The following is a 13,015-nucleotide window of genomic DNA, read 5'->3' as shown; positions in this document are numbered from 1 at the left end:
TACGGATTTTCCTACGTTGTGGTATAATTTACTAACTTAGTGCTAGACACCACAACGAAACCATACACGAACACGTTACACCACATTTGAAAAACACAATCGAAATAGAAGTTTATCAATACGAAAAACCGATTAAAGAATTAATTGGAAAGTCGATTGCGGACGTAAACTACTACGAAATAGATTACGGAGAACCAACGTGGAATGAAATTGAATATCACTCGTTGGATTACGGAATGGAATTAGTTACTTCTGACAAATCGAAATTCTATTTTGTCTGGGGAAACGAATACACCCAATACGATGTAAAATTCCGAAAAGGGAATATATTGACTGAATTCAGCACGGAAAATGGAGCTAAAAAATATGATGTAACGAATAACCAAAAATGGACTGAGTTAATTGGAGTAAAAATCAGCGGAATTGAAAGCTGTTGGTCTTATTGGAGTTTGATTAATGAAGACAAACGAAATTACTATCCGCAAGATGTTCGAATTGAATTTGAAAATGGAAAAGAAATGTGGATTTCTGCTCTCGAAATTAGGGACGGAAGAATAATCGGAATGCAAGACCATTTGACTGTTGCCTTCGATAAAGAAACAGCGGACAAATATAAAATCGGAATAAAAAACGTGGTGTAACAATGGCTATAATTCATTGTGGTTTTGTGCTACACCAAAATAAAAGTATAAATCAAACGGCTGGATTTCGGCGGAATAATCCTGCGGATGATTCCACAACGAAATCATAGCCGAGACCGTTGGCTGTAATTTAAAAGTCCGTTAACTAAACCAGAGGTTAGGTTTACTCATTAAGACCTTTCTATAAAAAATAACTGAATTAAATTAGAATTGAATTTTAAACAATAAGCTTTGAAAAAAATAATACTTCTGATTTTTTTACTCAATTGCGGAATCGGATTCTCGCAAAATGAATTTCCAAGTGGTCAAAAAAATGAGACCTTTAGCTCTTACGATAAAGATTGGGAATTTTTCGAACTAGATGAACCAATCGAAGTTCGAATTTTAATGCATTTACCATCTTCGGGACTATGTGGATATTTGGCATTTGCATCTGTATCAATAGTACAAACTAAAGACGAAAAAATATTCAGAATATTAGATTTGTGTAACACCAAAGATATTCCTGAAAACAAAATCGTAAAAATTATTCCAGCGAAAAAACCTGAATTTTCTGTTCTATTACCTGCTCGAACTTTTATCAATCAAAAAACAGGAAAAGTTGAGCAGTTCGAATTGGATAAAAAAACTTTGAAAACAACTTATGGACAAATTAAAACCAAATAAAAACTACAGCCAACAACGTGTATAGTCAATTGCTTAGGAGTCTTTAATCATTACCACGGAAATTCTGCCGAATTTCCTTTACGCTGTTTCTTTTTGCTATCTTAGTGCTCACAGCAACTAGCCATACACGAAGACGTTAGCTGTAAGTCAAAAAACACTCAACATGAAAAAAGCATCATTATTTATCTTTTTAATTTTATCTGTTTTCTCCATAAAATTAGGATTTTCTCAACAAGAACTCATAGGAAAATGGGAAGGAATAATTATTCAGAATACTAAGAAAAGCTTCTACTTTGAACTAAGAATTGAAAAAATAAATGAAGATGGAACCTTCACAGGAACATCGTACATTCGAAACGTAAATAGCTCTGATAATTATAGTAAACTTGGTGATTATGCGACGATGAATCTAGTCGGAAAAACTGGAAAACGATATAGTTACCTTTCAAGAGAAAGATATTCTTAAAGGAAAAAAATCTAGCTCTTTCAATTGGTGTTTAAAGTCAGCGGATATGCTAATTGGTATCCATATTAAAGAAGATCTCAGCCGAGAATACCTCCTTCAAGGAACTTGGAAAAGTAATACTGGTTCGTGCAAACCTGGCAAAATAATGGCTAGAAAGCCCATAAAACCAAATATTAAAGAGGAATACAACAAGAATTTCAATCGTGAAATTAAAATTGCTAAGTCAATAGAAGTTGAATCAAACGAAATTATATTACAATTATGGGATAATAATAAACAAGATGGAGACGTAATTACACTTTATTTAAATAATAAAGAAATTCTTTCTGAGTTTACGGTAAAAAAGAAAAAGAAAAAATTGAAGATCAATATTGACGAAGGAAATAATATTTTAATAGTTCATACTATTAATCTTGGAACTGAACCGCCAAATACAGCTGCAATCTCAATTTCAGATGGAAAAAATAAAAAAAATTTAATCCTCAAATCAGATATGAGTGAAAGTGCTGCAGTAGAGATTATAAAAAAATAATTTATCATATAAGACCAACAGCTAACAACGTGTATAGTCAATTGCTTAGGAGTGTTTAATCATTACCACGGAAATTCTGCCGAATTTCCTTTACGCTGTTTCTTTTGCTAACTTAGTTCTTGCCAACGCAACTAACCATACACGAACACGTTGTAAATAATACCCAAAAATATTACGAACGAATTGAAAAAACGATTTTTACTCTTATTTGGAATTCTGATTTTACTTGTTGTTGGTTTTTTCATTTCTAAAAAAATCAATCTCAATCCGAATTATGAAGTTGGACAAAAAATTGATAGTCTGAATGGAGTTGCTGTCTATTACAATGGCGGAGTTGGAAATGTGGACGGACGAGCGTTAGCGGAAGATGGATACAATCTTGGACTGAAATATCAATGCGTGGAATTCGTAAAACGATATTATTACGAAGAACTGAACCATAAAATGCCAGATACTTACGGACACGCAAAAGACTTTTTTAACTCACAAATCAATGACGGAGAGATAAATAAACAACGGAATTTAAAGCAGTTCAAAAATCCGAGTAAGACCAAACCGAAAATAAATGATTTAGTAATTTACTCTGGAACAACTCTGAATAAATATGGACACGTTTCTATAGTTTCTAAAGTAACTGAAAACGAAATTGAAATTATTCAACAAAATCCTGGACCATTTGGGAATTCAAGAGAAAAATATGACTTGATAAATGAAAACGGAAAATGGATAATAAAAAATAGCAGAATTTTAGGTTGGTTAAGAAAATAGCAAAAAAGTACTATTTACAACAACGTGTATAGTTCATTGCTCGGAAATTCCTATCGGAATTTCTGTCGCTTCTGAACAATGGGTCTGTCTCTTTTTGCTATCTTAGTGGAAATCGCAACGAAGCCATACACGAACACGTTGTAAGCAATAGCGGAACTCACTCAGACGCAGACAATGCGGAATTTAAAAATAACTGATTTTTTACAAACAAAACGCAGAATTTCTTTCTCGAAACCTAAATTGAGTCACGTGCGGAATTGAGCACTCAAATGCGGAATGAAAAACAGAACGGAATTTGAGCTAGTTTACGGAATTGCTACTCAAATGGAATTTATAAACATTACGAAAAGCGGAACTGGACGCGGAAAATCACTCATACGGAATTGAGCAAGTTCCGGAATTTATCACGCAAACGCTAAATTAATAGCTGAACGGATTAACAAAACGGACTTTTTAATAATTTACTATTCATTAAACTTTGGTAGTTAATAAAAAAATAAAAACTACAACTTACAACAACGTGTATAACTAATTGCTTGTGATATCTTACTCGGAAAATCCTACGGATTTTCCTCTGGTTCGTTTTCTTTTACTAACTTAGTCTAGCCAACGCAACTAGCCATACACGAACACGTTAGCAAAAATTAATGACCAACGAAGATTTAGACAAATTCATTGAAAAAATTGAACAGGAATGTTCGGAATCCGAAGCTTACTTTGATTCTGAATTTAATCCAGACTTTGGATTTGCAAAAGGAAATAAATTTGGACTATTACTTTACGCTAAAGAGTTTTTAAAAGCAGTTAGAGAAATTGACAATAGGAAATTTGATGAAGGAGAAATGGAAGTGTATAATCCTGATTTTAAATGGATAAAAGGAATTGAAAGTAATCCATTCAGATATATAAAAATAACAAAAAAACTGCCTGAAGAAATTAATACTGAAAAACAATCGGAAAAGGAAAGTTGGAAAAGCAAACTTTTTAGTATTGGATGTGGAGCAATTATTGTTTTTGCTCTGGTTCTAACCGTTGTCGGATTAATTACGTTTTTGAAATGGTTTTTTTAAAATAACATTTGCTAACAACGTGTATAACCAATTGCTCAGTTTGTGTGTACTCGGAAAATCCTGCGGATTTTCCTACTGGTTCGGTTTCTTTTGCTAACTTAGTTCCAGCCAACGCAACTAACCATACACAAGACCGTTGGGCGTAATATAAAAAAAGAACAAATGAAAATATTACAAGTTGATATAAATAATTATAGATCCTGTATTCAAACAAGATTAAGTTTGCCTTTAAACTTAATGGCACTTATTGGTGCTAATGGAGTAGGTAAAAGTAACATACTTTATGGCTTAAGACTTTTCACGAAAATGGACAGAAGTAGAAGTTTCTTTTCTGAAGAAATCAAAGATGGTGTTTTAGATGAACTTCTTAATACACAAATCAATTTGGTTTTGGATTTTGAGGACAAAACTATTTTCCTCAGATGTAAATTTTATTATGAGACAGATGAAAGAAACATTGATAAAGTTTCTCATACTGAAGTTAAGTACAGAATTCAAGGAGAAAATTCCAAAAAATACATAAACATTTCAAGTTCAATTTACCAAATAATTGACCTTTTAGACGATGACAGAATAGCCCTCAAACAACTACCTAAACATTTCAGAACTAAAGAAGTACAATTTCAAATTAGACTTATAAAATCTATATCCAATTTAAGTTACTACAGTGCTACTCAATTTTCTGACCCAAGCAAATGTCCAATATCGATTGAATTAGACGATTATAGAATTAGTTCTAGAAATTTAAAAGGAAATAAAATACATCAACAATTCATTTATGATCTCTATAAAGCTTATAAAGGTGCTAGTCCAAACTTTCAGTTATTTTTAAATACTGTAGGGCTTAATGGTCTTGCTCTTATTGAAGATGTAAATTTTAGTGATCATATTATTCCAAGTAGTTCATATAAAGTAAAAACTGGTGGTAAAATCCAACAAATTGAGAACACCAAAAGTATTATAATACCTTCTGTTAAAGTTGATGGTTTGACATTATCACCTAATCAACTTTCAGAAGGAACATTCAAGACTTTAGCTTTAGTTTTTTATATATTAAATGATAGAAATCAACTATTACTTATTGAAGAACCAGAAGTGTGTATACATCATGGTTTACTAAATAGTATTCTACAATTAATAATTCAACAATCAAGACATAAACAGATCATAATAAGTACTCATTCAGATTATGTACTCGATATGCTGAGACCAGAGAACATACTCTTAGTACATAAAGAATATGAAACTGGAACTAAAGTTAATTCAATTTCAAAATCCTTATCAGCCAATGACTATAAAGTACTTAAAGAGTACTTAGAGAACGAAGGGAATTTAGGTGAATATTGGAAAGAAAGCGGTTTTGATTATGAGTAAGAAGAAGAAAGTAAAAATAAAAGCAATTGGACTAATTGTTGAGGATAATAGTGACTTTAAATCTTTTAAAATAATCATTAGCCGAATTCTAAAGAAAGATAATTTAACTTTTAAAAAACAGATAGGAAACGGTTGTGGAAAAATGAGACGAAAGGCTGTGAGTTATGCGGATATATTATATCGAAAAGGCTGTGATTTGGTTATATTAGTTCATGATCTTGATAGAAACGACCTGAAAACTCTTGAGAAAAACTTAAGTGATTTAATAAATAAAAGTAAAGTTAAAAACAAATTTGTTTGTATTCCAATCGAAGAAATTGAAGGTTGGTTTTTAGCTGATCCTGATGGAATAAAAAATGTGTTTAATTTAAAAAGAGTTCCTAAAATAAAAGGGAATCCTGAATCAATAGATTCACCTAAAGAAAGATTAGAAGACTTTGTTTACCAATGCTCGGACAAGTCAAAAATGTATTTGAACACTCAACATAACGATTTATTATCAGCCAATTTATGTTTAGACAAAATTAGCTCTAAATCAAAATCTTTTAATGACTTTATGGAAAACATAAATGCTTACGAATATTAAAAATACTACGCCCAACAACGTGTATAATTAATTGCTTTGGTCGTTGCTTATTTGGAAAATTCCTTCGGAATTTTCTCGCGTTCGTTTTTGTTTACTAAATTAGTTGCTGAAACACGCAACTAACCATACACACGACCGATGGAATACATTCGCCAAAGGCGAACTTTAATATGCGCAGCTTCGCTGTCATTGCATCTTAAAGTAAATGTATCCCATCTCAGGGTTAAACCAAATTACTACAATTCTTATTTGCTAAATTATCGCCTTTAACGAGCTTCGAGCTAAAACGTAAGCCATCGTCGGTTAATAGTAATTTGATTCTGTTTCTCGAATTCTCAATCTAATAAATTCTACAATTTACGCTTCGCTAAAGCGAAACTAATTGACGAACAATAAATTAAGATTTATTCGAAGTTGCCTTCTTAAATTATTGTTTAAGAATTTATTATCTTTTCATTCTCTAACCAGAACTACGTTTAACCCTGAGTTGGGCATAATAATTTTAAAATTGTTATTTTTAAAGACGATTCTCCCATCTATGATTCCTTTATTTATTATTGGAATGATTGCAGATGGGATTTTATTTAATAATATATGGATAACTATAAACCAATTGTAGATCATCTCGAAAGTAATTTAGCCGACTACGCAATGAAAAGTTTTGACAGTGAAACATTTATTGATGGAGGCGAAATTTTTAAATACTATAATGATTTATGGGCTAAAGAAGGTGAAAATAAAAAACTGATTAACAGAACTCCTATTCAACATCAAAGAGATAAAATTTTATACTCAAATGGAATAAGAAAACAGTCTGAAAAGTATCACATACTATATAGAGATGGTAAAAAGATAATTCGAAATTACATTACTCATACAATGAGAATGATGCAAGTTACTAGAACAATTTGTAGAGCTCTTAAACTGAATGAAGATTTTGCGGAAGCATTAGTGTTAGGATCGAAACTAGGAGCTCTACCATTCATACATGCGTCTAAGGGTAAAATTTCTGAATGGGCAATTAATAAAATAAAAGAAATCGATTTTATAGAAGAAAAGCAATACACAAATAACAAATCTAAAGAACTAGCTTTAGATGACGAGTACCTACCAAAATATCCTCAATGGATTAGACAAATTCAAAATCAAAAAATTTTAAAGCAAGTAGAAAGTTATATTCCATTCGCGAGTGGATTAGATATCAATAATGCATATTCAAGTGGTAAACAAGGTTATTGGCTTCTATCTACAAATCCATATACTGTAGAGTCTAATACAAATTCTTTTGCACCTGAGCTAATGTTTGGCATATGGAGGCATTCTCTAAATTCACCAAATGGTGTAGATTCTTTCCATCATTCTCAAAAAATTAGCAATGCGTATTCTAATTATCATAATATAGACTGGAGTAATATTTCATATGAATCATTAGTAGTAAGGTATGCAGATGATATAACTTGGGTAATTGAAAACTTAAATGATTCAAATAATGCTACTCTAGTGAATAACCCTCAAAACAAAGGACTATTTCAAGAATTATGGGACCAAGGAAATTTTGATAACAAATTATTAATGATGGGTTTATCAAAAAGAGATTCAGGTAAATTATATTCCTATTTTATTAATGATTTTATAAATCATTCGACTTCAATTTTAAGTAAAAATGAAAAAGAACTAAAGCTTAGATTAAAATCTGGGGAAGATTCGTGTTTGATTGGCTTAAGTAGTGAAGGAGAGGAAACATTAAAGTTTTTCAAAGGATTTTTAGACAAGCGTGTTTTTAAAGAAAATAGAGTATTTCATAGAAAACAAATGCTGGAAACTATCACAGAAGGCTGTATTGATTTAATTTACCAAAGTAAGGATGATTTCTTAAAAAACTATATTGAATCTAAAGCAAATATAGAAGGCTGGTCAGAGGATAGCAAACGATTGGCTACAGAGTTACTTAATAATGATATTCATAGAATTCAAGTAGCAATTAATGTTTTTTCTGAATTAAGTGACCAAGAGATATTCTCATTTGTTGGTATGGATTCATTCTAAATATTTAAAATATGAAACTAAATTTTATTATTACTCGACTTCAAGCTCAAATTGAAAAAGAACAAGAAAATTTTGAGCATAGTTATTCCACTCTAACAGATGACACAAAAGTTTGGTGTATGATTGATTTAGTTGGAAGCTCAAATTATAGGTTGTTAAATGGCCCAAAATTAGGATATGTAAGAGGAGAAACGTTTTTTTCTTTAATCAAGAATGTAATAAAATCAGATACTGAAGTTAGGCTAATCAAAGAAATTGGTGATGCTGTATTATTAGCATCTAATGGAATTCGACCAATCCTTGAAAGTTTAATTTTAATAAATCAAATAGCATTAAATTTAGAGAAGACAAAACCTAAGGAATATTATCCATTTCAAATTAAGTCTGGAATAAGTTTTGGAGTTAGCAAAAGATTGATTAGACAAAATGAAGATTTTTTAGGATCTTCAATTGACATGTTGGCAAGAATAATGAACGTAAAATCCTCTAATTCAAGATTTTTTATTCAAGAAGAAGCATATTCTCATTTTAAAAATGTAATTAAGGAATATGATACATTTCTAAAAATATCTGAAGTTAAAAAAATGAGTCAAGACCAAACAAAAGATATGCTTAAATCTGTTCTTTACAGAGAAGTTAATATAGATTTAGAAGAACTTCTTAAATTCAATGATCATTTCGTTAAGTGGAAAAAAAATTAGGATTATAGCTTTTAATAAAAAATACTATGCCCAACAACGTGTATAATTAATTACTGGTGCAGCTTGCACTCGGAAAATCCTGCGGATTTCCCTAATGGTTCGTTCCCTTTTACTATCTTAGACCTAGCCTTCGTAACTAATCATACACGAACACGTTGGCAATAATTTGAACAAACCTTTGAACAGACTAATAATCATAATATTTTTACTTTCAATAATTTCTTGCAATCCTGAAAGAAATATTGAAAAAATTGAATATGAATTCTATCCAGCTTTTCTTTCGCCAATTAAATATTCGATTGACTTAAACGACAAAGTACTTTATCAAAATAGTAAATTCCATAAATCGAATGGAACTATTCAAGGTTCAAAGAATTTAATCAATAAAAAATATGATATAAGTAATGAAAATTTGGCATTATTTCTCAACGAAATTCGTGAAATTGGACTTGATAGTTCCATTGTACATCAGCGTAATGTATTGGACGGAATTGGTTTTAAATTTAATACAATTGACCAGCGGAATGACACTATTTCTTTGACTTCAGTTAGCCCAAGCAGAATAGAAGAATATGAACTTGATTATAAAATTTTAGACGCCTTTTTTCAACTTGCGAATAAAACAATCAATGACTACAAAGCATTATCTATTACGGAGAATATTCAAGACTATTTTGCATACGGATTGCCAATAAAGTTAACGAATAACGAACCACTTGAATATAGAATTTGGGGTGGGATTTCGGGTTGCGAATCTGATAACCCTGAATTAATAAGATTTTTGGACTCTTTGCCAAACGACAAACCTGTAATTTTTGATTTAAGAAATGGAAGTTTTGCACCTTGCTTGTCGAGTTTACTAGATAGATTTAATAAAACTAACCAGTTTTTTTATTATGGAAATTACTATTTAACTAATTCGGATTTAGAATTAGAAACCCTAAAAGACCAATTAAAAGAAGTGGAAAAAGATAGTAATAGTTCTATGGTTGGTTCATTACGAGTTAGAATTCGAGAAACCGAAAAATTCAAAAAAGAAATTGAAAACGAAATAGTTAAAAATCAAAACACATTTGGAACTAAAGAAGAAATAATAAAAACTATTGCCAACAATGGCTATAAGTAATTGCTTGTTCTCGCCTACTTCTGAAAATCCTCGCGGATTTTCAGTTTGGTGTGTACTTGCAAAGTTAATCGCTAACCCACGCAACTACTCATAGCCGAGACCGTTAGCAGCAATATAAAAATCGCACTTACATTGAACATTCAGAAAATCATACTTATTGTCTTTTTTACATTTTTCATATATGGCTGTAAAGACAAAACTGAATACTTAAACGCAAGTGATTCTTGCGAATTGAATTTATATGATGATTTAACTTATAAATTCAAATACCCAACTTTTTTTGGAACTGAAACGGAAAAAGGTAATTATGAAATCAGAAAAAACAAAATAACTCTTTCTCGAAAATCTTATAAGGAAATTGACAGTGTTGATATTGGATATTCTTACTCTTGGAATGGAACTGACAAACCTGATTCTTTATTCTTGAACTTTAAAAACTTGAATAAAGAGGTAATTAAAGCCGAAATCACATTTAATAATTCTCTTAAAAAATTCAAATCGAACAATCTCGGAGAGATTAATCTTTCATATAGCGAATTGGAAAATTTAGGAATTATAAGTTCCAACGAAGTTATCGAAGATTATACTATCTATTTCAAGAATAGTATTTATTCACCAGATATGAGCTATTATTTGGATTCAAGAAGACCTAAAAGAATTGACTTCAAATTGAATCAATTCGTTGATAAAGATTATGCCATTTTAAAAAGAGTTTATCGATTTGAGAATGACACAATATATATAAATGATATTTCTAGAAAATCAATCGGGAAAGAAAACAAACTAGTCAAAATTAAATAAATACAGCTGCTAACAACGTGTATAGCCAATTACTAGTTCAGCCTGCACTCGGAAAATCCTGCGGATTTCCCTAATGGTTCGTTTCCTTTTACTAACTTTAACCTAGCCAACGTAACTAGCCATAACACGAACACGTTGTAGGTAATTTAAAAAATGAGTGACGCAAAAGCAATTACAAAAGATAGTTTCAAAATAACTGGAAGAGGAATAGTTCTTGAATTGCAACATTCGGAAAACGGACTTAGCAAAGAAACTAAATTGGTTTCGCAAAAGTCTGGACGCACATGGAAAGTAATAACGCGTGTATTATTTGACCATGCATTAGCTGAACAAAAAATATTTAACAATGAATCAACTAATTATATGCTAATGAGATTTAATTCTGATTATGAAAAGCAAAAATCTATAAATAGAATAAAAAAAAAAGAAACCGAAAATATTTTTCAATATTTCGTAAACCCAATCGGGCATTCAGAAAAACCTGAAAATGGAGAAATATTAAAAATAAACTACCTGTGATAATACGAAAAGAAATAAAAGACGATAATGAACTATATCTATATTTCAATGGAAAATTGATTTATAAAAGATGGCTGAATTTAGGTTACGGAAAAGTTTTTGACACTCATGCTTTTGGAAAGTATACTGATTACAGTATTACCGATTTTGATCTTGACAAAACACCTGAAATGATTCATGTAAAAGCTAATCTAACCCTAATTCCAACCGAAAATGGTGGACGAAAAAATGGAATTGGAAGTGGTTATCGACCAAATCACATATTTGAATACCAAACCAATGGACAATTTAAGTATGCTTATATTGGAGATATTCAATTAGACTCAAATGAATCGATTATTCCTGGAGAAACTAAAGAAGTATTAGTTCGGTTTTTATCTAAACAACCGATTGATAAATATTTGAATATTGGCAGAAAATGGTGGATTCATGAAGGAGCAATAAAAATTGGAGAAGCTGAAATATTGGAAATTGAATTTCCGAAAATCGAATAAAAACTACCTACAACAACGTGTATAGATAATTGCTCGTACTGTGTGTACTCGGAAAATCCTACGGATTTTCCTCTGGTTCGTTTTCTTTTGCTAACTTAGTTCCAGCCAACGCAACTAACCATACACGAACACGTTACCAACAAGTGTGAATGAACAAAATAATATTCTACTTTTTTCTCTTTACTTCAGTTTTTAGCATTGCTCAAAGCAAAGAATTAAGTTTTGAACTCAAACATTATCCGAATTCTGAATATCTATCTCAGTTCGAAAAAATTACAAAATTCAAAATAGTTAAAAAGGCTGATAAAGAAACACTAAAATATTTCGATTCGGTTGGAGTAAAGAGAGTTCTGAAAGGGAATAAAAAAGAAACTCATAGTCTCTTAACAAAAACAAAAGAAGAGACGGAAAACGAAACGATTCCAATAGAAATTCTAGCTTACAATTTTGACTTTAAAGGAACTCTGAATAAAGAAAAAGTTGATAAAACAGTTGAATTCAGTTCAATCCAAGCCAAAGGGTACGTCGATTTTCAAAACAACCTTACAATTAATGAGCTATTAGTTGATAATAAAAGAAGTAAAGATGAGAATGAACTCATTAGAATAATAGAAAATAAAGAAAACTTAATTGCTTTCCCAAAACACAAAATCGGAATTGGAGAAGCCATTTCATTTGAGCATGTGATTAATTATAGCATAATATATGAGGGAGACAATCACTACAGAGTCAAATGTTTAGCAACATTGACCAATATCAAAAATGATATAGCCCATTTTAAAATCTCATCTGAAAAACCATCTGAAACCCAAAATTACAATTTGACAGTTATCGGAATTCTGAAATTTGATATTAAAAACAACTTTGCCAATTATATGTGTTTAGAAAGCATATTAAATATTGACGAAGTGATTGATGATGGGATTATTTTTGAACATACCTACTCTGAAAAAAAGAAAACTACTACTAAATTCAAGAACACCAGTTGGTAACAACGTGTATAGCTTATTGCTTCTGAATTTCCTACTCGGAAATTCTTGCGCAATTTGCTATCTTGTTTCCTTAATCGGAAAATCCTACGGATTTTCCTCTGGTTCGTTTTCTTTTACTAACTTAGTTCCAGCCAACGCAACTAACCATACACGAACACGTTGTGCATAATGTAACCCAACCGCAAAACTTACCGAATTGAATAAAATACCAAAGAATTTAAAATATCTGATAT

At 30.8% G+C, this 13,015-nt stretch carries 15 protein-coding genes; all 15 read left to right on the top strand.

Annotated elements, in window-relative coordinates; translation table 11 throughout:
• Positions 1-86 precede the first annotated feature (86 nt).
• The 15 genes from Q0876_RS15525 (at position 87) to Q0876_RS15455 (ending at position 12,782) form a co-directional block, all read left to right on the top strand.
• Positions 87-641 carry a hypothetical protein gene (locus tag Q0876_RS15525; protein ID WP_299229777.1) on the top strand — a complete coding sequence of 185 codons (555 nt, stop codon included), beginning with the start codon at positions 87-89 and terminating at the stop codon, positions 639-641.
• 231 nt (positions 642-872) lie between these two features.
• Complete coding sequence (locus Q0876_RS15520; protein WP_299229773.1) at positions 873-1,307, top strand: hypothetical protein; 435 nt, start codon at positions 873-875, stop codon at positions 1,305-1,307.
• A 163-nt stretch (positions 1,308-1,470) separates the two neighbouring features.
• Complete coding sequence (locus tag Q0876_RS15515) at positions 1,471-1,773, top strand: hypothetical protein (protein ID WP_299229770.1); 303 nt, start codon at positions 1,471-1,473, stop codon at positions 1,771-1,773.
• A gap of 46 nt (positions 1,774-1,819) precedes the next feature.
• Positions 1,820-2,305 carry a hypothetical protein gene (locus tag Q0876_RS15510; protein ID WP_299229767.1) on the top strand — a complete coding sequence of 162 codons (486 nt, stop codon included), beginning with the start codon at positions 1,820-1,822 and terminating at the stop codon, positions 2,303-2,305.
• Positions 2,306-2,488: 183 nt separating this feature from the next.
• Positions 2,489-3,073, top strand: a complete 585-nt coding sequence (locus tag Q0876_RS15505; protein ID WP_299229764.1) for a CHAP domain-containing protein — start codon at positions 2,489-2,491, stop codon at positions 3,071-3,073.
• 647 nt (positions 3,074-3,720) lie between these two features.
• The gene (locus Q0876_RS15500; protein WP_299229760.1) at positions 3,721-4,143 is read left to right on the top strand and encodes a hypothetical protein; all 423 of its coding nucleotides are present in this window, start codon (positions 3,721-3,723) and stop codon (positions 4,141-4,143) included.
• 162 nt (positions 4,144-4,305) lie between these two features.
• Complete coding sequence (locus Q0876_RS15495; RefSeq protein WP_299229757.1) at positions 4,306-5,517, top strand: AAA family ATPase; 1,212 nt, start codon at positions 4,306-4,308, stop codon at positions 5,515-5,517.
• Positions 5,510-6,103: a DUF4276 family protein gene (locus tag Q0876_RS15490; protein ID WP_299229755.1), complete on the top strand. Its 594-nt coding sequence runs from the start codon at positions 5,510-5,512 to the stop codon at positions 6,101-6,103. The genes Q0876_RS15495 and Q0876_RS15490 overlap by 8 nt, the downstream gene beginning before the upstream one ends.
• Positions 6,104-6,697: 594 nt before the next feature.
• Positions 6,698-8,149, top strand: a complete 1,452-nt coding sequence (locus Q0876_RS15485; protein ID WP_299229752.1) for a hypothetical protein — start codon at positions 6,698-6,700, stop codon at positions 8,147-8,149.
• An 11-nt stretch (positions 8,150-8,160) separates the two neighbouring features.
• A complete protein-coding gene (locus Q0876_RS15480; protein ID WP_299229749.1) occupies positions 8,161-8,850 on the top strand; it encodes a hypothetical protein in 690 nt (229 codons plus the stop codon).
• 178 nt (positions 8,851-9,028) lie between these two features.
• On the top strand, positions 9,029-9,976 hold the full coding sequence (locus Q0876_RS15475) for a hypothetical protein (RefSeq protein WP_299229746.1): 948 nt from the start codon (positions 9,029-9,031) through the stop codon (positions 9,974-9,976).
• 132 nt (positions 9,977-10,108) lie between these two features.
• Complete coding sequence (locus Q0876_RS15470; RefSeq protein ID WP_299229743.1) at positions 10,109-10,777, top strand: hypothetical protein; 669 nt, start codon at positions 10,109-10,111, stop codon at positions 10,775-10,777.
• Positions 10,778-10,930: 153 nt separating this feature from the next.
• Positions 10,931-11,296 (top strand): hypothetical protein, encoded by a 366-nt coding sequence (locus Q0876_RS15465; protein WP_299229740.1) that lies wholly within the window; start codon positions 10,931-10,933, stop codon positions 11,294-11,296.
• Positions 11,293-11,790, top strand: coding sequence for a hypothetical protein (locus Q0876_RS15460; protein WP_299229737.1), 498 nt, complete (start codon positions 11,293-11,295; stop codon positions 11,788-11,790). The genes Q0876_RS15465 and Q0876_RS15460 overlap by 4 nt, the downstream gene beginning before the upstream one ends.
• A 149-nt stretch (positions 11,791-11,939) precedes the next feature.
• Positions 11,940-12,782 carry a hypothetical protein gene (locus tag Q0876_RS15455; RefSeq protein ID WP_299229734.1) on the top strand — a complete coding sequence of 281 codons (843 nt, stop codon included), beginning with the start codon at positions 11,940-11,942 and terminating at the stop codon, positions 12,780-12,782.
• Positions 12,783-13,015: the final 233 nt, after the last annotated feature.

Source organism: uncultured Psychroserpens sp. (assembly GCF_947503375.1).
In the GTDB taxonomy this organism is placed as follows: Bacteria; Bacteroidota; Bacteroidia; order Flavobacteriales; family Flavobacteriaceae; genus Psychroserpens.
This window is presented reverse-complemented; position numbering and strand designations above follow the sequence as displayed.